20 protein-coding genes and 2 pseudogenes are annotated in these 22,519 nt (G+C 44.1%); 15 read left to right on the forward strand and 7 right to left on the reverse strand.

The genetic code is table 11. The features are described 5' to 3' along the window. Positions 1 to 21: 21 nt before the first annotated feature. Both QUA45_RS29120 and QUA45_RS06805 read right to left on the reverse strand, forming a co-directional pair. Positions 22 to 264: a transposase gene (locus tag QUA45_RS29120; protein WP_445305292.1), complete on the reverse strand. Its 243-nt coding sequence runs from the start codon at positions 262 to 264 to the stop codon at positions 22 to 24. Positions 265 to 351: 87 nt separating this feature from the next. Then, positions 352 to 1,014 (reverse strand): annotated as a pseudogene (locus QUA45_RS06805) (ISAs1 family transposase); the annotation flags it as partial. Positions 1,015 to 1,445: 431 nt separating this feature from the next. Between QUA45_RS06805 and QUA45_RS06810 the strand changes: the two are divergent. The 3 genes from QUA45_RS06810 (at position 1,446) to QUA45_RS06820 (ending at position 4,068) form a co-directional block, all read left to right on the forward strand. Continuing rightward, on the forward strand, positions 1,446 to 2,609 hold the full coding sequence (locus QUA45_RS06810; protein WP_333095796.1) for a baeRF3 domain-containing protein: 1,164 nt from the start codon (positions 1,446 to 1,448) through the stop codon (positions 2,607 to 2,609). Between the two features lie 18 nt (positions 2,610 to 2,627). Beyond that, positions 2,628 to 3,320, forward strand: coding sequence for an SRPBCC family protein (locus QUA45_RS06815; protein ID WP_333095795.1), 693 nt, complete (start codon positions 2,628 to 2,630; stop codon positions 3,318 to 3,320). Between the two features lie 373 nt (positions 3,321 to 3,693). Continuing rightward, a complete protein-coding gene (locus QUA45_RS06820; protein WP_333220038.1) occupies positions 3,694 to 4,068 on the forward strand; it encodes a signal peptidase I in 375 nt (124 codons plus the stop codon). Here the strand turns inward: QUA45_RS06820 and galK are convergent. Further along, positions 4,058 to 5,137, reverse strand: coding sequence for a galactokinase (gene galK, locus QUA45_RS06825; protein WP_333220040.1), 1,080 nt, complete (start codon positions 5,135 to 5,137; stop codon positions 4,058 to 4,060). The two genes, QUA45_RS06820 and galK, sit on opposite strands and share 11 nt — an antisense overlap. Positions 5,138 to 5,414: 277 nt before the next feature. Between galK and rsmA the strand changes: the two genes are divergently transcribed. Continuing rightward, complete coding sequence (rsmA, locus tag QUA45_RS06830; RefSeq protein WP_333095792.1) at positions 5,415 to 6,233, forward strand: 16S rRNA (adenine(1518)-N(6)/adenine(1519)-N(6))-dimethyltransferase RsmA; 819 nt, start codon at positions 5,415 to 5,417, stop codon at positions 6,231 to 6,233. A gap of 121 nt (positions 6,234 to 6,354) precedes the next feature. Here rsmA and QUA45_RS06835 read toward each other — a convergent pair whose 3' ends face one another. Continuing rightward, entirely contained in the window at positions 6,355 to 7,872 is a 1,518-nt protein-coding gene (locus tag QUA45_RS06835; protein ID WP_333220042.1) for an ATP-binding protein, read from the reverse strand. A gap of 99 nt (positions 7,873 to 7,971) precedes the next feature. On the opposite strand from QUA45_RS06835, the gene ispE reads away from it, so the two are divergent. The 9 genes and pseudogenes from ispE (at position 7,972) to QUA45_RS06880 (ending at position 15,826) form a co-directional block, all read left to right on the forward strand. After that, positions 7,972 to 8,949 carry a 4-(cytidine 5'-diphospho)-2-C-methyl-D-erythritol kinase gene (ispE, locus tag QUA45_RS06840; protein ID WP_333095790.1) on the forward strand — a complete coding sequence of 326 codons (978 nt, stop codon included), beginning with the start codon at positions 7,972 to 7,974 and terminating at the stop codon, positions 8,947 to 8,949. 183 nt (positions 8,950 to 9,132) lie between these two features. Continuing rightward, positions 9,133 to 9,486 carry a DUF3082 domain-containing protein gene (locus tag QUA45_RS06845; RefSeq protein WP_333039267.1) on the forward strand — a complete coding sequence of 118 codons (354 nt, stop codon included), beginning with the start codon at positions 9,133 to 9,135 and terminating at the stop codon, positions 9,484 to 9,486. 75 nt (positions 9,487 to 9,561) lie between these two features. Further along, positions 9,562 to 10,179 carry a DUF488 domain-containing protein gene (locus tag QUA45_RS06850; protein ID WP_333095789.1) on the forward strand — a complete coding sequence of 206 codons (618 nt, stop codon included), beginning with the start codon at positions 9,562 to 9,564 and terminating at the stop codon, positions 10,177 to 10,179. Positions 10,180 to 10,476: 297 nt separating this feature from the next. Then, entirely contained in the window at positions 10,477 to 11,220 is a 744-nt protein-coding gene (locus QUA45_RS06855) for a hypothetical protein (protein ID WP_333220044.1), read from the forward strand. Positions 11,221 to 12,463: 1,243 nt separating this feature from the next. After that, a pseudogene (locus tag QUA45_RS29125) lies at positions 12,464 to 13,196 on the forward strand (IS1 family transposase). 83 nt (positions 13,197 to 13,279) lie between these two features. Further along, a complete protein-coding gene (locus tag QUA45_RS06865; protein ID WP_333095786.1) occupies positions 13,280 to 13,879 on the forward strand; it encodes a class I SAM-dependent methyltransferase in 600 nt (199 codons plus the stop codon). A 21-nt stretch (positions 13,880 to 13,900) separates the two neighbouring features. After that, entirely contained in the window at positions 13,901 to 14,041 is a 141-nt protein-coding gene (locus QUA45_RS06870) for a hypothetical protein (protein WP_333095785.1), read from the forward strand. Between the two features lie 249 nt (positions 14,042 to 14,290). Continuing rightward, positions 14,291 to 14,932 (forward strand): isochorismate family cysteine hydrolase YcaC, encoded by a 642-nt coding sequence (gene ycaC / locus QUA45_RS06875; RefSeq protein WP_333220046.1) that lies wholly within the window; start codon positions 14,291 to 14,293, stop codon positions 14,930 to 14,932. 141 nt (positions 14,933 to 15,073) lie between these two features. Next, positions 15,074 to 15,826: an antibiotic biosynthesis monooxygenase gene (locus QUA45_RS06880; RefSeq protein WP_333220047.1), complete on the forward strand. Its 753-nt coding sequence runs from the start codon at positions 15,074 to 15,076 to the stop codon at positions 15,824 to 15,826. Positions 15,827 to 16,144: 318 nt separating this feature from the next. Here the strand turns inward: QUA45_RS06880 and QUA45_RS06885 are convergent, their stop codons facing one another. Both QUA45_RS06885 and QUA45_RS06890 read right to left on the reverse strand, forming a co-directional pair. Further along, the gene (locus tag QUA45_RS06885; RefSeq protein WP_333073733.1) at positions 16,145 to 17,122 is read right to left on the reverse strand and encodes a heme o synthase; all 978 of its coding nucleotides are present in this window, start codon (positions 17,120 to 17,122) and stop codon (positions 16,145 to 16,147) included. A 133-nt stretch (positions 17,123 to 17,255) separates the two neighbouring features. Next, entirely contained in the window at positions 17,256 to 18,170 is a 915-nt protein-coding gene (locus QUA45_RS06890; RefSeq protein ID WP_333095782.1) for a heme A synthase, read from the reverse strand. A gap of 529 nt (positions 18,171 to 18,699) precedes the next feature. Here QUA45_RS06890 and QUA45_RS06895 point away from each other — a divergent pair. Together QUA45_RS06895 and QUA45_RS06900 are read left to right on the forward strand one after the other, a co-directional pair. Then, positions 18,700 to 18,864 (forward strand): hypothetical protein, encoded by a 165-nt coding sequence (locus QUA45_RS06895; protein WP_333220049.1) that lies wholly within the window; start codon positions 18,700 to 18,702, stop codon positions 18,862 to 18,864. Between the two features lie 299 nt (positions 18,865 to 19,163). Beyond that, a complete protein-coding gene (locus QUA45_RS06900; RefSeq protein WP_333095780.1) occupies positions 19,164 to 20,597 on the forward strand; it encodes an ABC transporter substrate-binding protein in 1,434 nt (477 codons plus the stop codon). A gap of 551 nt (positions 20,598 to 21,148) precedes the next feature. Here the strand turns inward: QUA45_RS06900 and QUA45_RS06905 are convergent. Next, positions 21,149 to 22,519 (reverse strand): GAF domain-containing SpoIIE family protein phosphatase (locus QUA45_RS06905; RefSeq protein WP_333220051.1); only part of this gene is annotated, 1,371 nt, incomplete at its 5' end.

Raw genomic sequence — 22,519 nt, forward strand, 5'->3', positions numbered from 1 at the left:
CTCATGTAATACCATCATCAGCTATTTTATTACTCCCTGTGAGCGCCACTGCTTGTAATGCCAATATACAGTAGAATAGGGGGGCAAGTCCTTCGGTAAGTCTTGCCAATTGCAGCCATTTTTTAGTTGGTAGAAGATGCCATCTAAGATTTCTCTTTTTGTCCAGTTACATGGTCTAGTTCGGTTATTTTTGGGCAATATCTCATGTAGTATTGGTTCAATTGTTTCCCATTCTGAATCCGTTAGACTGCTATAATAAGGCATGGCTGCTACTGGATAATGCTTTTACGGTCACGTTACAACAAGACCGTAAAAGATGTCAAATGGGTTGTATATGTAAAGTAAATCCTAAAATCTTTGGGTAATTGCTTTTTTAAACAACTCTTGTACTCTGGTATACAGGGATGGCTGGTTCTTTTTTAAGGTGATTACATAATCTCTTTTTTTTGACAATTGACTTCACAATTGACCTCTGGCAGCCGATACAATCAATCGGGACAATGCTTCCCTTTAATTACAAAACTTTTATTAAAACATAAATTGCTGTGATTCAATGTAGACTTTTTATAAAATTTAAATTTGCCTAAAACTAATTTTTGACTGGCCGCCCCAGCACCGATAAGATGAATTGCTTTTTTATCTTTTCCCATAGTAAGTATGGCGAAGAGTTTTGCCATCAATGGCGATTACCTCTCCTGGATTGAAGTAACTAATAGATTGAATCCAACTCAAAAAACATTTCTGAAATTACTCGGGTTTAAGACGAGAAAACACTCGCACACTTGTGTCATCATGTCAAGGTATGCCATTCGGTACTTCTAAAAATTTATTTAACCATTCGTATTTATAGCGACCGTAACTTTCGATCTCCATCCATGTATCAGCAGCGCAAATCACGACACAAATTTAGATGGTGATAATATCAATTAATTCATAGCATATTGTCCGTTCAAGTTTTGGATCTTCTCAGTTAAAAAAAAGGTCGGTCATGGTAATTTTAGGCTTGAGCTTCAGAAAAACGAACTCTAATTAAATGTTTTGTACGTACTAAATAATTATTTGCTAATATACCGTATCCTGTTAACATAAAATTTAGATGCGTTCGCCCGGGGCCGATCGAGAGGAGCTAGCAGTAAGGTATAGGCAATAAATGTTGCCCAGATCAACCTCAGAAACAGTTGTGTTTTCATTATATATAACGATTAGTTAAACCAGACTCAACTAAATTATCGTAAAGTAGCAGATGAGTTAGCGCCGTCTATCTTAGGTGATAAGCAGTTCGATTGGAACAGCGGCTGCAAACCCTGTTTTAGTTCGGGGATGAAAGGCTCTACAGCAGGCGATCATTACTTTAGGCAGACGCAGGAGCCGCGCCAGGGGAGATACATTTTAAAAAATCGGTTGTTTTCATTACACCACCCTTTATTAGAAAAGGAGTTTCAGCGGTGAACTTAATATCTGTAGAGGAACTCAAAGCGCTGGTACAACAATCTCCTGGATTGTGCGTCTCTATTTATATGCCAGTAGCTCAAGGAACAGAAATTCAACAAAATCCGATTCGGTTCAAAAATTTAATCAGAGAGGCTGAAGACAAAATAGTAGAGTACGGATTTGACAAAAAAGAAGCTGCTCAATTGCTAGAGCCAGTCAGAGCAGAAATTGACCAGGAAAACTTTTGGGAAAATCAAAGCAACCTGCTGGCGATTTTTGTCGGTTCGGGATTTTTCCGCTACTATACCTGTCCGGTTAATTTTGATGAATTAGTGGTTGTGAGTGACAATTTTCACGTCAAACCGCTGATGCCTATGCTGACAGGAAATAATTTATTTTATGTTTTAGCTCTCAGTCAGAAGGAAGTGAGGCTGATTGAGTGTACGGCTTACAGTGCTCGGGAAGTTGAAGTTGAAAACTTGCCGAGAAGCCTTGATGACGCTCTGCAATATGACCCGACAGCTAAAGAGGGTCAGTTTCGGATTGCTACTTCAAAAGGAGGCACTAATAATTCTTTTCAGCATCCGGGAAGTTTTCACGGTCAAGGAAGTCCAGATCGAGATGAGCGCCAGCACGAAATATTGCAGTATTTCCACATAATCGATGCGGTCCTGCACGAATATTTGCGCAATAAAAAAGCTCCTTTAGTGTTAGCGGGAGTTGAATATTTGCTCCCGCTTTACCGAGAAGCCAATAGCTACCCGCATTTAGTTGAAGAAGGAATTACAGGCAATCAGAAACTTCTCAAGCCGGAAGAGTTGCGGGCAGAAGCTTTGCCACTGGTAGAACCTTTGTTTTTGCAGGCTCAGTCGGAGGCGATCGCACAATACCGCGATCTCATAGGAAGCGATAAAATTTCTGCTGATTTGAAAGAAGCTGTTTCGGCTGCTTATTTTGGACGGGTCGATCGACTGTTTGTTGCTCTTGGCGTCCAGCAGTGGGGTAGTTTTAATCCCGAGACGAACTCGGTGCAAATCCACCCCGAGGCAGAATTGGGCGACGAAGATTTGTTGAATGCCGCAGCAATTCAAAATATTCTCAACGGCGGAACTGTTTACGCCGTGCCACCAGAAAAAGTGCCGGAGGAGGCACCTGTAGCTGCTATTTTTCGCTATTAATTTACCAGGTTTAAACCAATGGAATCTACTTCAATGACAAATTCCGACAAACAAAACCAAAGTAGCAGCGGCGATACCGAACGCTGGGCATCTTTAATTGGCGGCGGCGCGCTGGTGCTTTTTGGTTTGTCGCAGCGTTCTTTGCGAGGTGCTTTGCTGGCAGTTGCGGGCGGCAGTTTAGCAGCCCGCGGGCTGGGGGTTGTGGAGGGTTTGCAGTCTGCTGCCGATCCGAATCAAAGCATTAAAGTTGAAAAGACGGTGACGATCGACAAACCGGCTGATGAATTGTACCGTTTGTGGCGCAATTTTGAAAATTTGCCTCGGTTTATGAAGCATCTCAAACACGTTACGGTAATAGATGAAAAACGTTCTCACTGGATTGCCAGCGCGCCGATCGGCAATAGTGTGGAATGGGATGCAGAGATTGTCCGCGAAGAAGAAAATCGCTTAATTGCTTGGGCGTCTGTGGAAGGAGCTGATGTTGACAATTCAGGCTTTGTGCGCTTTCAACCGGCACCTGCGGGACGCGGTACTGAGGTAAAAGTTGTCATCGAATACAACCCTCCGGGCGGTGCAATTGGTGCTGGCGCTGCTAAACTATTTGGCGAAGCTCCAGAACAGCAAATTGCAGATGATTTGCGCCGCTTTAAGCAGTTGATGGAAACTGGGGAAATAGCGACTACGGAAGGTCAACCTTCGGGCCGCAAGTAAGTATAGCATTTTTGGTGGTAAGCCCTTGTAGGGACACGGCGAGTGTAGGGACTTAGGCCAAGCCCATAGGTGTTCAACTTAAGCTTTTTGTCCACCAGTCCTCCCGCCCACCCGTTAGTCCGCCAGGGAATGAATTCCCTGTCTCATAGCTAAAGTCCTCTCAAAGAGGACTGAAAAACTCATTAGTCGTCTTCAGACGACTTTAGCTTTGAGGCAGGGGTTTCAACCCCTGTCGGACTATCGGTTGTACGTTAAGTTGACACCTATGGACTCTTGGAGTGTCCCTACTACACGAGCGATCGAGCGGGAGGTTGTTGAGTACAAAACCTAGAGTTTGTGCTCTCAAGCTATTTGTTGTTTACCTGATTAACTGATGTCATCTCAAGTGGTTTTCGGAAATGCGGGCGCTGAAGGTGCAAGTCGCGGCGGGTGGTTTGCGGGTCACTTTATGACGCCTGAAGATGACCCGCGATCGACTTCTGTTTTAGAAGTAAAATGGGGCACTCACCCTGCCGGAGATTGTAGGACTCAGTGGGCGGTAAATGCGGCAGCCACGACGCTTTCTATCCTAGTAAAAGGGCGGTTTCGCCTGCAATTTCCCGAGCAAGAAATCTTGCTGTCTCGCGAAGGAGATTATGCTCTCTGGCTGCCGGGAGTGCCTCATTATTGGTCTGCCGAGGAGGATTCGGTAATCGTGACTGTGCGGTGGCCTTCCCTACCGGGAGATAGTTCTGGAGTTAAGAAGTAACTGTAATTTCGGGAACCAAAACGCGGCCGCTATAACCTGCGCGATGGTAGCGATCGATCGCCTCGGATGCGATCGCACCCGCTTTCCCACTCTCCACCAAAGCTACGCAAGCACCGCCAAAACCTCCGCCCGTCAGCCTTGCGCCGAAGACTCCCGGAATTGACTGCAAGATTGCCGCCAGCGTGTCTACTGCCGGCACCGAAACTTCGTAGTCGTCGCGCTGGCTGGCATGGGAAGCATTCATTAATTCGCCAAAACGTTTTGCGGGCAAAGATTTTACCGCTTCGAGTACGCGGTTGTTTTCAGTAACCACGTGCCGCGCTCGTCTTCTGAGGGGTTCCGGCAATACTTCGACAGCTTGGGGGTCGGCGATATCCCTAAGAGCTTTAACTCCCAATATCCGCGCGGATTCCTCGCACTCGGCGCGCCGCTGGTTGTAGCCGCTTCCTGCTGCCAGTTCGTGGCTTTCGCCACTGTCAATTATTAAAATTTCTGTGTTTGTGGGAAAAGGTATCGGGCGGCATTCGAGGCTGCGGGTGTCGATTAATAGCATGGTGTTGGTGTCTGCTAAACTCGACGCCATTTGATCCATGATGCCACAGTTCAAGCCGGCATATCGGATTTCGACTTGCTGTCCGATTTGAGCTAGTCGCACGTCGTCTAGGGGGATGTTCAGCAGCGCGCGCAGTCCTCTGAGGGTTGCTATTTCTAAAGCGGCGCTGCTGGACAAACCGGCTCCGATCGGCACAGTCGAGGTAATGTAGAGATTTATTGGAGGTATTTTGTATCCTTCTTTTTCTAAAAGTCTCAGACAGCCACAGATATAAGTAACAAATTTTTGCGGTATGGTATCTTCGTCTGAATAATTTATGAGTTCGTCATATTCTGCTGAATAAAAATGGTGTCGCTCGTCACTGCTGAAGCCGATTTGTACTGTGGTGCGCTGGGGAATCGCAGTTGGAAGTACAAATCCATCGTTGTAGTCTGTGTGTTCGCCCAGCAGGTTTACTCGGCCGGGGGCGCTGGCTGTGGTTTTGGGTAATGTACCAAATACTCGTTGGAATTTCATTTTTTAGGAAGTGGTAATTGGTTGTTGGTTATTTGTTATTGCTTATTTGTTATTGGTTATTTGGAAAAACAGCTATCCCTGTCTCCGTGACTTACGTGTTGTGCTGTTGGTAATTGGGAAGAAATAAATTTATTTTTTATCGTTTGTCCTTATTATAGTGCCCAAGTTTTTTGGTTAATTCAACCCCTGTTAACAAAAATAAACATCACCGTAGGTTGGGAAAAGTTAGTGAGCTGTGATAGAATGACAGGCTAAGATTTCTCCAAAAATTCACAAAATGCGATCGACCCGACCCCGAAAACAGTTTGCTCAACATTGGCTCAAAAGCGAGAAAGCCTTAGATAAGATTGTGAAAGCGGCTTCTTTGGATCGCGATCGCGTCCTGGAAATTGGGCCGGGTACGGGGATTTTGACTCGGCGTTTGCTGCCTGCGGCTGAGTCTGTTGTTGCTGTGGAGATCGATCGAGATTTGTGTCTCAAACTAGCCAAACAACTCGGCAAAACCGACAATTTTTTACTGCTGCAAGGCGACTTTTTGGAAATGGACTTAGAAGCTGAACTAACGGCATTTCCAAAATTCCAAAATCCGAATAAAGTTGTTGCCAATATTCCTTATAATATCACCGGCCCGATTCTGCAAAAACTGCTGGGAACGATATCTGTTCCTGCTGCTAAACCCTTCGATGCGATCGTGCTCTTAGTGCAGAAAGAAGTGGCCCAAAGGCTATACGCTAAACCGGGTTCGACAGCTTTTGGCGCTTTGTCAGTGCGGGTGCAGTATTTAGCAGAATGCGAGTTAATTTGCGATGTGCCCTCTAAAGACTTTTTTCCGCCGCCAAAAGTCGATTCCGCCGTGGTGCGGCTGCTTCCCAGACAGATAGAAACTGCGGCGGTTAATCCGCGCTATTTGGAAAATTTAGTGAAGTTGGGTTTTGGTAGCAAGCGCAAAATGCTGCGAAATAATTTAAAAGGGACTGTGGACTTAGATAAACTTGTTCAAGTGCTAGAAGAGTTACAGATAAATCCTCAATCTCGCGCTGAAGATTTAAGCGTGGAGCAATGGGTAAAGCTGAGCAATATTATGTGCGATGTTTGAAGTTCAGGATTGTGTTAGATACCAGAATTTTTAAATACTTCGGATATCGGTTTTTTTAAAAACCGATTTTTAGGTGTAAATACTAACAGTTGAAGTTATATTTTCTGGCATTATCAAAGGTTTATTGCAGGCAAATCGGAATATTTATAATAAATTCTGCACCTTTCCCCGGCGCAGAAATACAGTGCAATTCGCCTTTATGTCTTACTGTGATAATTTGATAGCTAATCGATAAACCTAATCCCGTGCCTTTACCTACTGGTTTAGTGGTAAAAAATGGATTAAATAACTGGTTTCTCACCGATTCTGTTATTTCGGGTCCGTTGTTGCTAATTCTGATTTCTACCACTTCAGTGTCTAAAAGTTTGGTAGAGATTTGGATGAGGTAGGGATGAGCTTCATTCGCTGCAATCGACTCGCTGTGGATGCCATCTTCTAAAGCATCAATAGCATTAGCCAGGATATTCATAAACACTTGATTTAGCTGTCCCGGGTAGCACTCTATTCGGGGTAAATTGCCATATTCTTTGATAACTTGAATATTCGCCCAACCTGGCTTAGCATTCAATCTGCTTTGCAAAATCATCAGTGTGCTGTCAATTCCTTCATGAATGTCGGCTAATTTCATTTCTGCTTCGTCATGGCGAGAAAAAATTCGCAGCGATTTGACAATACCAAAAATTCGCTCAGCGCCGTTTTTCATAGAAATTAATATTTTTGGCAGGTCAGAGATGATAAAGTCTAAATCTATAGACTCGATTTTTTCTTGAACTATCGGTATGGGATTCGGATACTGCTCTTGATAGAGATTCACCAGTTCTAGCAAACTATTGGCATACTGGCGGGTGTGAGTAATATTCCCGTAAATAAAGTTAATCGGATTGTTGATTTCATGAGCAACCCCAGCGACTAATTGTCCTAAAGATGACATTTTTTCGCTGTGAATTAGGTTGGATTGAGCCTGCTTCAATTCAGACAATGCTTGTTCGAGCTGTTGAGTTTGAGACTTTAACTCTGCGGTGCGTTCTTCAACTCGGATTTCTAATTCTTCTTTAGCTTTTTTTAGTGCAGCTTCGGCTAATTGGCGCTCGACAATTTCCGATGCTAGGAGTCGGTTTGCCAATTCTAAATGTTGAGTTTGAGACTTTAATGCTGCAGTGCGTTCCTCAACTCGAATTTCTAATTCTTCTTTGGCTTTTTTTAGTGCAGCTTCGGCTAATTGGCGCTCGACAATTTCAGCTTCTAGGAGTCGGTTGGCGGATTCTAACTGTGCGGGGCTGGGAAGTGCTAGGGCTTGAGGCATTAAGTCTACCAAAAGTATGGCTGTAGCAAATGAAATAACGGCAGTAATTGCTTTCATTGTTCCTGAAAGCCAATAGGTAGGATGCCAAAGCGTCCAGAGTTCAAATATGTGAGTCATGCCACAGGCGACGATAAAGGCTCCAAACAGGGCAAAGATCCAGTCAAAGGGCAAATCTTCCCGTTTGGAAATAAAATAAACCAATGTAATCGGGATGGAAAAATACGCGAGTGCAATGATAGAATCTGAGGCAAGGTGAAGCCAGACTAACGGGGTATGCCAGAGATAGCAGTGGCCGTGAGGAATAAATGGCCCGGAAGTAAAAAAAGTTTTCCACATTTCCTGCATAATATTTCCTTTGAGTTGTGAGAAAATGGACTCGGACTGGTGTCAATTAATTTCAACCAGGGGTTTCTTTCACCTGCGGCTTAATCACCTATGCGTTCATATTCTCTGTTAGCTTCAGCAAAAATCAATCTGTATTTGGAAATCATAGGCGATCGCCCCGACGGATATCACGAACTGGCGATGGTACTTCAAAGCATAGATTTAGCCGATCGAATTGACTTGCGTGCGATTGGTACGGATACGATTCGCGTGCGCTGCGATCACCCGCAAGTCCCTCCTGATAAGAATAACCTGGCCTACCGGGCGGCGGATTTGTTGGCGAAGCAATTCCCCGATGCTTTGGCGAAATACGGCGGTGTCGAGATTGCCATTCACAAGCAGATTCCAGTGGCGGCTGGGCTTGCCGGCGGTTCGGCAAATGCGGCTGCGGTTTTAGTCGGGATGGATTTGCTGTGGCAATTGGGACTTACTCAGTCGGAGTTGCAAGAGTTGGGGGGAACTTTGGGTTCGGATGTGCCTTTTTGCATTACTGGAGGTACGGCTTTGGCAACTGGTCGTGGGGATAAACTGTCGCCATTGCCTGATTTGGCTGGCTTTTCTGTGGTGTTGGCGAAGTACCGCAATCTCAGCATTTCTACGGCATGGGCCTATCAAACTTATCGCCAGCAGTTCAGTAGTTCCTATTGTGCAGCGGAAGATTTGGAGTGCCGCAGGGAACGGCTACATTCGGGGCCGATGGTGGGGGCGATCGCCCAAAAAGATCGATCGAAAATTGGTCAATTGCTGCACAACGATTTAGAAAAAGTTGCTTTACCTGTGTACCCGCAGGTGTTGCAGTTGCGGCAGGCTTTTGAGTCGGCGGGGGCTTTGGGAACGATGATGTCCGGTTCTGGACCGACGGTGTTTGCGCTGGCGGAGTCTTCAGAGCAGGCTCAGCAGGTTTTGGAACGGGTTAAAAGTGCGATCGCTTCTCCAGATTTGGATTTTTGGGTAGCACAGTTTAGCAATACTGGGATTCGGATTTTTTCGGAGGGAAACGAGACGAAACAGCCGATTTCGAGGGTGTAACTCGAAGAGGGTGCGATCGCGATCGGCCGTTAAACCTGTCTAACAGCCGAGGGTCAAGATGAATCTAACTTTTCGCAGAGTCTATTGCGATCGAAGAACTGATAATATGTCATGCAACACCGATTTTAGTTTTGGTAAATTAACCAGAAATCTAAAATCTAAAATCTAAAATCTAAAATCGCCATGACTGATTTAACTAATCCAAATTCTACTTCTAAACCTCTGAGTTCGGCTGGAGATGCAACCTCTGCATCTTCCACGCCGCCGACGATTTTGCGGTGCGTGATGGGTTCGCTGATAGCGGGCGGGTTTGCGGCGGCTTTGTACGCGCTAACTTTGTCGATCGTCCAAACTTTTGCAAATTCGCCCATTCATTCTGACAATGTGACTGCGATTAATATTGGCGCGGCTGTGCGAACTTTAGTAATGGGAATTGTCGCTTTGGGTGCGGGTGTTTTTGCTTTTGCATCTTTGGGTTTGATGCTGCTGGCTGTGCAACTTGTAATTCAAAAGTTGCTAAAAAAACCCACAGCTTGAAGTCTACAAATTACAAGAATTTGGCTGCACAAACTTTCATCTGCAAAACAAAGACTGCATACTAAGATCGAAGCAATGGAATTATTTACGATCGGACACTCCAATCTGAGTATTGAAGCGTTTGTTTTGCTACTGCAACAACACGGAATTACGGCGGTTGCGGACGTGCGATCGCATCCGTTTAGCCGGTATTTACCTCATTTTAATAAATCCGAAATTAATTCTTCACTGTCAAGTGTCGGCATTCAATATGTTTTTTTAGGCAAAGAGTTAGGCGCGAGACCGGAGGATTTAAGCTGTTACGATTCTAGCGGTAAAGCGTTATACGATCGCATAGCAGCAACTCCTTTATTTTCCGCAGGACTTCAGCGCTTGCTCAAAGGTGCAGCCAATTATAAAATCAGTTTAATGTGTGCGGAAAAAGACCCGATCACTTGTCACCGCACTATTTTAGTTTGCCACAAGTTGAAAGATTTTAACTTGCAGATTAATCATATTCTGTCAGATGGCAATTTAGAATCACAGCAGCATTTAGAAGAAAGACTTTTGAGCAAGTTTAACAAAGGAAAAAAAAATAATGAGCCAATTCAGCTAAGCTTGTTTGAATTAGAGCCTGATATTAAAACTGAAAGGGTGGATTTAGAAACAGCTTATTATCTTCACGGATGGGAAATCGCTTATGTCAGCAAATAAAGCAATTAATTAATTAATTAATTAATCAAATATGTTCCTGTTGGCGGATTTTGCTAACCCCAAATATTTAAATACCTCCCCGCAAAACCTAATTTTGTATGGGCGGAATACGCCACTTACTGCTAGAAGTAACGCGTCAAACGATTTTTTGCGTCCTGAACAACTCTTGACATCGCATCCATTTATAAACTAAGGTACAGCCCTCCGCGCCCACCCTATTTTTATAAATTTTCTTCGACTTTTAACGTTGTTCGTGCTATAATTCTGCGGGACTGTAGCAGAAAGGGGTGCTTTTTGATGAAAGCAGAATTTTATTTTGACTGTCACAAATATATTTGCAGTTTAGTTCAAGTAGATTTTGTCAAAGAATTAAAAATAAAAAATCATCAAGGTTTTGTTTTGGCTGTTAAGCAAGGAGAAAAGATTGGGCTTTTGGGAAAAAGCCGCCATAATGCTAAAAAAGTTGATGTATCTAAGCCGCATTTTTATAATGTAATTAAAGCGGCTATGAGCGCTTTGGAATTAGAAACTAAAAATGAGGTGATATTAGAGAGAAATCGAACTATTGCTGATGCAGAAGAAATGATTCAGCAGCAAAACCGAGAAATTCGCGTTCTCAACGAACAGATTAGAATGCTTGGAACTAAGGTTGAGGAATTGTCAAGGGAAAAGCAGCAGTTATCCATGCAGTTAATAGAAAAGGAAACCAGAGAAACAGAAATTAGTCAAGAAATTGATAACTTTCCTGCTATCGAGGAAGATTTACCGGCGGCGCAAATTGAGCAGGGGATGGGAGAAACTGAAATTAGTCAAGAAATTGCACAATTCCCGATTCAAACTTTGGGTTTGGACGTGCAGTTAATAAAAACTCTACCGGATTCTGAAGGAATTGATGAAAAGGAAAAAATGACCGAAAGCGATGTTAAAAGTGTCAATTTAGAATCTTTAGAATTTAGAGAAGAAGTAGAATTTCCGGAAGGCGAAACAGAAATTAAGCGACTGTCTAAAAAAGGTTCCCAGAGAAGGATGAGAAAGAAATAATGATGATATATTTTTTCTAGAGTGTGACGCGCTAGTTATAGCAAAAGTGTGCGCCATATACACGCTCAATATAGAGTTTATGCGTATCTATTGTGCATCTTCTATTCCTCACTATTTGACAAAGTTTCTCTAATTATTGTCCGCAATCAACTGACGGTTGCTCTTGCTCCGATCGCCCTGCTTTGTTCAATAAATCCAGGTACTTCTGCGATCGGCAAAAATAGAAAAGCTAAACTTTGAGCAGCACGATCGTATTTTATCTCTACAAGCTGATATAGTTATAAGGTTTGCCCCCGCTATCTTCAAAGTTAGGCAACGCAAAGGGAAGAATAGATTGTGAACCTATTTATAGAATAATTTGTGTAGTCAGACTCTATAACGAAATCCGGCGGCTGGTCTGTTTATAACTCAGTATTTTTGCTTCTGACTAAAGCTTAAGTCGGTATGTAGAAACAGGTATCTAGTTCGATTTTTAGAAGCTGATTTTTACTGGATGAAATTAGGGTATAGACGAGGAAGATAGGCAATAATGTAAAGTTTGGTGAGAAGATGCAAAACTTGTGCTATTTCCCACATTTTTTCCCGAAAGATGTCCTGGAGTCCAAAAATAGGATACAACCCACATTCCGCAGATATGACTCCAGATTACTAATATTTTGGAAAAAACTCATATAGAAAATTTTGGCTTAGCTGGATTTTGGGTATTAAATGTGGTTTTTGTGAATATTCTTGTAGAACTAAAAAAATAAAAATCCGTAAAATTTTGCTACGATTATACACATCTCGCTCAATCTTTTGAATCAATAAAATACCTCAAAAAAAATAAGCGACTTAGATCGGGATGGGATGATGAGTATTTGACTAATATTCTCGCTGCTTCAGCCAATGAAATTCTCACAATTTACTTGTTGCTGACTACTATACAACTTGTAAACAGTGGTTGTCAGCTTTTTATTATATAAAACTAGGCAGCTAGTAACAACCACCATTAATCAGTTAGCCCTTTCTCTAAAACATCCTTGACCAGAGCTTCTAATAATGGTGAATTTATCTCAAAAAATAGTCACCGATGGTGAACAGTCTTCCATAATAAAATGCGTTACCATGTGCACCTTCCTCTGCCAAATAGGCAATCAAAATCCCCAATTTCCCACGGGCAGCCAGAAATTGAAAGATTGAAAAATTTGGTAGTGTTCAAGATGTAATGATATAGGAGTAAAGTTTATTTCCTTGTCGTCTCCTCATCTCTGCCTGTCCAACCTGTGCCTTTTCCCGAAGTGTCAAAAATGGCCGCATCCACAACGGTAAACATCGATTTAAGTGTCATGATTTTGGGAGGCAATTTGCCCTTGCATCTTCAGAAAAAGGTGATCGATCGAGCAATCCGGCAATTGATTGACCACTTGTTGGGGGAACGCATTTTCCTGGCGGGCATTGCCCGTGCGGTGCAGGTGTTTGAGCAATGGCTACTTTCCCGAAGTCAATGAGAAATATGCTCTTAGTGTCACACCAAGTCCCAGCGACAGCCAAAAAAAAGGGAGGTTAAGGATCAGCGTGTGATAAGTTGTGGTATGAGTGTGAACAATAAAGGAAACAATTAGTGGGTCTGGTTAGTTCGTGATGCAGATACCCGTGAAATTGTCTGTGTTTATATTGACGCACGGCATGAAGCGGCAGCAAGGGCAATTGTGGCATTCATTGCCTCCGGTTTACCGCCAGTGTGCGGTTGCTAGACTGATTTCTAGGCAGCATATGGGCAGTGGTACGCCCGCAATTCACATCAGGCGGTGGGGAAAGAGAGTGGTAAGAAAAGTTACATTGAGCGGTTTAACAACACGTTACTGCAGCGTGTTTCTCGCTTGATGAGAAACACCTTGTCATTTTCAAAGTCGTTAGACCATCATATCGGTGCTATTTGGTATTTCATCCATCATGACAGTGCATCATTACTTGTTTACCACTACCGAAAGCGTTAGGGGCCTTGGTGTAGTCTGTGCGTAGCGTGGAGAAAGATTTTAATTGTCCTGAAAATCTCGATCGACACTTATGAGGTCACTCTATGGAGCCAAATGATACATCGGCACGCTACGACCGAATTGCCCAATGGTGGCAAACCGAGCATCAAGATTCAACCTACGGGATTGCCCAATTAGAAAGGGCGATCAAATTTACTTCTAAGCAGCACGCAGCACTTGATGTCGGGTGTGGAAGCAGCGGACGTTTTATCAACAGCTTATCCAAGCATGGATTTCAGCCTGAAGGACTTGATATTTCTAGGGAAATGATCGATTTAGCCCAGCGGCTACATCCAGAAATCACGTTTTACCGGGAAGACATTTGTGATTGGCTGCCGCCGAAACTCTACAGCCTGATAGCAGCCTGGGATAGCACGTTTCATCTGCCAATCAACCAGCAAGCGCCTGTGATACAAAAGCTATGCGATGCGCTTGAACCCAATGGAGTCATCCTGTTCACTTGTGGCGGGGGACATACAAGCAGCGAGGTTTCGGGAGCATTTCAAGGTCAAGATTTTGATTACAGCACTTTGGGTGTAGATACTTTTGTGCAAATTCTGGTTGAGCATCATTGCACCTGTCGCCATCTCGAATATGACCAGTATCCAGAAAATCATGTTTATATCATTGCCCAAAAGACCTAATTTATCATTCGCACCATTAAAGTGTGGGATGTCGCAACTGGTGGCTGTATTAGGACGTTGATGGGCGATCGGCTGTATGAAGGCATGAATATTCGAGGGGCAACGGGATTGACGATCGCTCAAAAATCGACGACATTGAAAGCGTTAGGGGCGTTGGTGTAACGTGTGTCGAGATTAGGGCGATCGCGTTAACTCAGCGCTTAACTTGCGGATCTTGAGCGGTGAAATTTGGTAAGATTTTGCACACTGAGTTCATGCCGCAACAGGTTACGCCATAAGCCATTTAGAAAAAATAGACGTTTCGCTTTTAGTAAGGAAGCACATTTAATTGGTACAACTCAAGGCTTTCTGATTCTTGACTCCATTCGGCAATTCCTCATTCACCCATAACCCACATAGGAGAAATACCTGATGTCTACATTCAAATACAACCGTTTAGACAAGAATAATGCTGCGGTTCTACTGGTCGATCATCAAACTGGACTGTTCTCACTTGTGCGTGATATTGGTGCCGCCGACTTCAAAAATAATGTGCTGGCGCTAGCAAGTGCAGCCAAATTTTTCAACCTGCCTACAATTTTGACAACTAGCTTTGAGCAAGGCCCCAATGGAGTTCTCATCCCTGAACTGAAGGAGAAGTTTCCAGATGCTCCCTTTATTCCGCGTCCCGGACAAATCAACGCTTGGGACAACGAGGACTTTGTTAAAGCAGTAGAAGCAACAGGTAAAAAGCAATTGATTATTGCCGGAATAGTCACTGATGTATGTGTTACTTTTTGTGCGCTTTCGGCATTAGAGGCAGGTTATGAGGTTTTTGTTGTTACCGATGCCTCTGGAACCTTCGATGAAGCCTGTCGCTATGCAGCTTGGGATCGAATGTCTCGTGCTGGAGTTCAGTTTGTCAATTGGTTTAGCGTTGTGTGTGAATTGCACCGTGACTGGCGCAACGATATTGAAGGATTGGGTAGCCTCTTATCAGGGTTTATTCCTGACTACAAAAACCTGATGACCAGCTATGCAGCAACGGCAAATGCTGGAGATCCAAATAAGTAGTGAGAAAGCGCCTACTTTATTTAGCTCGTGTTTAACTGAGTTAATATTGTCATCGTTAGGTTAGGAATTTTACGTGCAACTTAGCGGTGACTACTACTTGGTTGTAAGTCACGTATAGGGTGTTTTTAATAGATATTGTCAATGATTGTAAGCTTTTTTATAGTCATTTCCTCTCATGCCCAACCTTCGCGATCGCATTCGTTAATCTCCCTTCTGTTTCAAGAATTGCTGGCGAAAATTGCTGAGCAATTTGGTGTATCTAGGGTAGTTGTTCAGAATAAAAATTTTCTCTTAGTTAATTCTTTAAATTCTATGTTGGAAGAACCGTTGGCGAGCAATACCAGTGAAGACAACTATCTAGTCACCGCTGTGATCTCTCATGTAGTGAAACCTGGGCGCGACGAAGGTTACGAAGCATGGTTTCATGGCATCGCCGCAGATGCACGAAAATTCAAGGGACATCTGGGTGTCAGCACTATTCGACCCCAGCATCACGCTCATCCTGAGTACGTTGTCATTCTCAAGTTCGATTGCTACGACAATCTTAAGACCTGGCTAGAATCTGACGTTCGGCGAGAGTGGATTGAGCGATTGCAGCCCTTGATTGAAAGGCCAGAAGATATTCAAACCCTGACCGGATTGGAAACCTGGTTTACGCTGCCCAATAAATCGATGAAGGCTCCACCCCCTCGCTACAAAATGGCGTTAGTTACATGGTTGGGAGTGTTTTGTACCATTTCTATTCTCAATCGTTTGCTTGTACCGCTACTATCTGGGCTTCCTGCCTTGCTCACATCTCTGACGATCACAGGTCTCACTGTTATATTGCTCACCTATTTGGTCATGCCACGCTTAACACAATTATTTCGCAAATGGTTGTATCCCATTCCCTAAAGTAAGCTTACTCCGGCCTTGAGGCACGGAGCTTTAGCCTCAGATTTGAGCGCTCGCAAAGAGAGACAATTGTCCCTGTAGTTGACAACTCATCCCCGGACTTTGGGGAGGGAGCATCTCAATGAAAGCAGCCCAGCCCAAAATTGGAGGCAGGAGACAGGAGGCGCGAGGCTGCGAGGAAAGATGCAGAAAGAAGGAGACAGAAGAAGTGTTTTTACAAATATGAGATGCTGCCGAATGGCGATCGCTATTTTACCATAAACAAACAAAACCCGCTAGAGGCGGGCTTGATTTTAAGAATGTCAATTTAACTCATTACTACATCACAACTGCACTAATCAAAGTTTGCACATTTTCTACAAGAGCAGTAGTGAAATTATGAGTCACAGGTAAACTGTCAACCACTATTCCAGCGCACAATAGCATCAGGTACAGAATAGAGTATTTAAAGAGCGATCGCGCAACAATCTTATCCTCGGGAGTCTGCAACAGCAACCAAGCTTTTTGGGCAAAAATAGCACCGAGGAAAATAGCTGTCCCCGCATACACCGCACCCGCTAAATGCAGGGGATAAACTAACAGCAAAGTGGCAGGAATCATCAATAGCGTATAAATCCAAATTTGGCGGGCTGTCTCTTCGTCGCCCTCAATTACCGGCAACATGGGCACGCCTACTTCCTTGTATTCGTCGCGAATCATCATTGCTAATGCCCAAAAATGCGGCGGTGTCCAGAGGAAGATAATCCCAAACAGCAGCCACGCACCCCAACTCAAATCTCCTGTAACGGCAGCCCACCCAACTAGGGGAGGAATTGCCCCTGCTGCACCGCCGATGACGATGTTTTGCACGCTGTGACGCTTCAGCCAATGGGTATAAATTAAGACGTAGAAAACGATACCTGACATTGCTAGCAATGCGGCTAATAAGTTGGCAACAACTGTCAGCAATGTAAAAGATATTGTAGCTAGGGCGATCGCAAATATCAAAGCATCCCGTTTCTTGACACGCCCTGAAGGAATCGGCCGCCAGCGGGTGCGCTCCATAATATAATCGATATCACTGTCGTAGACACAATTAATCGTATTCGCCGACGCAGAAGCTAAAGCACCTCCAGTAATAGTTGATACCAGTAATAGCGGATCTACTTCTCCTTTGGCGGCCATCCACATTCCTGCCGAGGTAGTGATTAGTAGCAGTAAAATAATTCTGGGTTTTGTTAGTTGATAGTAACTTTTCACAACTTGCGAAAAGTTTTCGTGGAGGCGGGGCCGGTCGTTGGTAAGGATTTCTTGCATCGGTTGTAAGCTGTTAGTAATTATTTGTGAATTCGTCATTAGTCATTAGGTTGTAGGGGCGGGTTTTACGAGAAATATTTGGTGTAGCTACAAGGATTAATAAACCCGCCGCCTGTTACTTTAGTCTTATCTCTCAAGCTGATAAAACTCGATCGCGCCAAGCTAAAACACTAAAAGCTATCATGGTTCCCAGCAAAGCAGCACCGACTGCTTGGTGGGCGACTGTCAGCGGTTCTACCTGAAGGTGCAGCCGGAAAGTTGCTAATCCTAGAACTAATTGAGCAATTAGGCAAACACTCGCCCAATTAGCCAGTTTTCGCAAGTTTGGACTCAGTGCAGGCTGCCGCCAAGCCATGACTGCTACGGCTAAAGTCGCTGCGGTAGCGGGTACGATACCGGCGATGTGGCTGTTCATTACCGAGCACAATTCTGAGGAATCCAAACATTGGTGCAGCGCCCATCTAGAGCCTACTAATGCTCCTAGCAAACTTTGCAGGTAAACTAATAATGCTGCGATCGAACTTACCCAAGCTAATTTGCCGACATTTCCTGTAGCTTCGTAGGGAGTCAGCATGAAACCGATGACTAGCAGGGCGCCAAAAAATAGTAAAGCTGTTCCCAAGTGAGCAGTAACGATGTCAAATCTCAGCAGTTGTGTTACTGTCAAGCCGCCCAATACGCCCTGAAAAACGATTAAAAATAGTGCTCCGGCGCTCGCCCAAGGCAGCCATTTTGGCAGGCGGCTGCGGTAAAACAAAGATAGTCCTAAAAGTGCGATCGCGCTTAAGCCAATTGCCGCAGCGTCCAACCGGTGAAACCATTCCAGAAATACTTGCAAATTCATTTGCGCTGCGGGTATTAATTGACCGTAGCACAGTGGCCAGTCGGGGCAAGCGAGCCCCGCATTCATGACTCGTGTGGCGCTGCCTACAGCCATTAACAGCCAGGTTGCGATCGCAATTTTCCAGACTAGGCCGCGGATAATATCTTTTGGCTGCCACTGCACTCCTGCTGCTGCGTTTGGCTGATTTAAAACTGAGTTTGCCATGGAATTTACCTTAGCCTTTGTTATCGATCGAACTTAATTAAATATCGAGGTTTTGCTTTGACTGAGCTTAGCCTAGCTTAACACTCTTTTTCTCTGACCAACCGTCATTTTTACTACCTTAGCGACACTTTTATCCAATTAGTTTGTCTTTATAATTTTTTCAACTTTCTTCTTTATATTACAAAAGATGTCCTTTATTTTGTCAAACTTAAAAAAACTTTAATCTTTCCCCGCCCCTGGATAATTAAAAACTCCCCCGCTGTCGAGACTCGCCGGGAAAATAAAGATATAATTAAGAAAAAGAATTTAGGTGATGATTGTGATATGAGGGACTCAAAAATGTTTACAAAAAGCTAAGCAACATAAAAAAACCTATAAAGTAGGATTCGCAGCAAACTATATTGAGCTGATTGTTTTACCCTAGTAGTGAAGTATGACTGCAGATAAAACGGCAGTCAACAAGTTAAGCAAGTTATCACCCAGCGACTCTTTGCTCCAGGCTTCGTAGCCGCGAGCAAGCTGTTCAAGGATGGAAAAAAACAAGAGAAATGCCAGCTTCCCTGTTGGCCCTAGTTGGCTGCATAGCGATCGCATTCCACCGATCGCAGACTTAGGAGACAGGGTGCCTAAAACAGCACCAGAAATCACACCAGAAAGGGTTCCCACCCCCAGCAGCGCCAGCCAAATACGGTAAAGGAGCCAAACCCTCAGAGACGGGACTATCCGCAGGTATCACAGTCAACCTCAGCGGGATCTAAGCTGCTACACAGCTAGATTCTATAATATCCAGATCAAATAAATTAACAACTGCTAAAATATAGGTATATGTCAGCCCACAATCATCTATCTCAAGTATGAGAATTAGCATAATTGCTACATAAATTATTAAATGAAAGAGAACTTGTTATTAAATGCTTTACATCCCATACATTGCTCGTTGCCGAACTTCCTAAGTCGTTGAATCTAAAACCTAAAATCTAAAATTCTGCAGCCATGTCCCAAAAAAATGAAACCGCTGTTCTGGTATTATCGCTCCTAATTACGATCGGGCTAGCCGGTGCAGGTATTTGGTGGCTGACAAGCCGAGGCAGCATCAATGTCGGGGGTTTATCACCCCAAAATCCGACTTTTCCCAACTCTGCGACGGGGAATTCGCCGCAATCAGAGCAGGCAATTGGGCAGCGTCTGAGTGCTGGCGAAAAACTGTTACTTCCAGAGCAAGCCACAACAACCAAACAAGAAGCAGTACAGGCGATCGCATCTGGCAACTATAACGCAGCTATTTCCGACTTACAAGCTTCGCTGAAAACCAATCGCAACGATCCCGAAGCACTAATTTACCTCAACAACGCCCGCATCGGATCTCAAAAATCCTACACAATTGCAGCAGCAGTTCCCATTGGCGGCGATATCAATGCTGCTCTAGAAATTCTGCGGGGGGTAGCTCAAGCTCAAAATGAAATCAACCAAAGCGGCGGCATTAGCGGTACTCCCTTAAAAGTTGTAATTGCTAACGATGACAACAAGCCAGAAATGGCAGCACAAATTGCCAGTGCTTTGGCAAATAACTCGGAAATTTTAGGAGTAATCGGGCATTTTGGTTCAGATACAACGCTAGCAGCCAGCAAGATTTACCAGCAAAAACAATTAGTAGCAATTTCTCCGACAAGTACGTCGGTGCAGCTCTCAGGAATTGCCAACAATATATTTCGGACAGTGCCGAGCGATCGGTTTGCGGCTAATGCTCTTTCCCGCTATATGCGGGGAAAATTGCAAAAGCAAAAAGCTGCTGTATTTTTCAATTCTGCCAGCAGTTACAGCCAATCTTTAAAAGATGAATTCACTACAGCTCTTTACGGAGATGGAGGACAAATCGTAGCCGAATTTGACTTTGCTAAGGGCAATTTTAATGCAGCCGATAGCGTTAAAAGTGCGATCGCCCAAGGAGCAGAAGTGATTCTGTTAGCATCCAATTCAGCCACGATCGACCAAGCTTTGCAAGTAGTGCAAGTAAACGCCAAACGGCTGCCGTTACTAGCAGGAGACGGTGCTTATACTGCTAAAACACTGCAAATCGGTGGCGCAGGAGCAACAGATATGGTGCTAGCTGTTCCTTGGCACATTCTGGCAGATCCGCAGTCAAACTTTCCCCAAACATCCAAACAACTTTGGAATGCTGAAGTAAGTTGGCGCACAGCTTTAGCCTACGATGCGACGATCGCGTTAATTGCCGGTTTAGGGCGCAATCCGACTCGTACAGGCATTCAACAAGCTTTATCGGCGTCAGATTTTTCGGCAACTGGAGCATCGGGGCCGATTCGATTTTTACCTTCGGGCGATCGTAATCGAGCAGTTCAGTTAGTAACTGTTAAACCCGGAAATCGCACCAGTTACGGTTACGACTTTGTGCCGATCTCCGGTTTGTAAACTATTGGCGATAACCCAATTTAGGTTATACTATTCATTGGTAATTTCTAGGGCTGGTCAAGCAAAAATAAAATACTTACAAGATGAGTAATTATATCAAATCCGCTTGCATCGGAATTAATATTACCCCCAATCAGGACACGGCAGTGCCATTTGCCTACAATTAATCGGGTGAGAATTGCATCTCTCATTAAGTGTTCTTGATTATTTAACCGTAGAGACACCGTGAGTGCCCATTGGTGTCAACTTAAGCTTTTAGTCCATCAATCCTCCCGCCTACCCGGCAGTCCGCCAGGGGTTGAAACCCCTGTCTAATAGCTAAAGTCCTCGCTATGAGGACTGATATCAATTCCGGTTACACTCCTTATGATGGGGAGTGGGGGAATGTGGAATTGCGCGACTTTGACTTTATCATTCCCACCCAACCGGAAACGATATTACAATAAAAATTTTTAAACTCATTAGTCTTCTTTAGAGGACTTTAACTTTGAGGCAGGGAATTCATTCCCTGTCGAACAGTCGGACAGTCGGACTACTAAATTCTCCCATACTTACTTCTGTTTGATTACTACCAAAGTAATGTCATCAAATACTTTTTGCTCCCCGATGTATCGCCGCACGTCGTCAATAATAGCTTTCTTAATTTCTGCTACTGACTTTTCCCTGTTAAGGGCAACAACTTCAATAAATGGCTCAATACCGTATTCCTTTTGATTCATATCAAAAGCTTCGGTAATTCCATCTGTGTAGAGTACGACAACATCCCCGGAATTTAACTGTATTTCAGTAGTAGCAATGAAATCGGTAATATCTGGTTCCAAGGCGATGGGAAAGCCTAACTCGATGGTATCAATCTGCTCTACTTCGCCGCTGGAACGCACGACAATCACCTCTTCGTGCTGTCCGCTCAAACGCAGGATGTTGTCTCCCCGATATTCCAGCAAAGAAAGGCTCATACTTTTACCGCAATTCATGCGCTCTACGTTGTCAAAAAGCGTTTGGTTGACGGTCTGTAATAATTTAACTGGGTCGGTTTCATTGTGAACCAACAAAGTGCGAATTGCTGTTTGCGCCATAATCATTAACACGCCGCTTTCTAAACCGTGTCCAGTCACATCGCCGATGCCAATTGTGGCTTTACCGCCGTAATTTAGTACGTCGTAGTAGTCGCCACCAACTTCATCAGCAGGTTCCATGAATGCAGCAATTTCTAACCCTGCAATTGACTCTAATTCCTGCTGTTGAGGCAAAATCATTTGTTGCAGGCGGCGGGTTACGTCTAGTTCGGCACTCATGCGAAGGTTTTCTACTTTTAGCCGATCGTTCAAAACCAATATTTCTGCATTAGCTTGGGCTAATTGTGCGGTGCGATCTTCTACTTTTTGCTCTAAAGTTCGGTTGTAATCTTCTAATTGTTCGTAGAGACTTGCATTTTCAATTGAGATCGCAGCTTGAGCGGCGATGATTTTTAAAGTTTCCACTCTTTCCGAGGTAAATGCGCCGATCGCCAAATTATTTTCTAAGTAGAGAATACCACCGAGTTTGCTTTGATTGAGTAGGGGAGTGCAGAGAATCGATTTGGGTTGAGTAGCGGTAATGTAAGAGTCGCCAGTAAATAGTCCTTCATCGGTGGCGTTATTTAATACTACATTTTCGTGGCTGCGAGCGACGTAGTTAACTATGGCGGTTGACAGCAGGGGAATTCCAGTTGCAGGATCTACGGAATCTACGGGAATGGATTGCATAATGGTAATGAGCTCGCCCTCTACTGCTGCTTCGGCTTCAATCGCCCAATTCCCGCCTTTATCCAGAATCAGAAAACCTTTTTGGGCGCCTGCGTTTTCGATCACAGTTTTCATCACCTGGTTTAACAATTGTTCGAGAACGATTTCACCGGAGATAGCTTGGGATGCTTTCATTAC

This window comes from Microcoleus sp. Pol12A5 (assembly GCF_036701435.1).
Lineage (GTDB): Bacteria > Cyanobacteriota > Cyanobacteriia > Cyanobacteriales > Microcoleaceae > Microcoleus.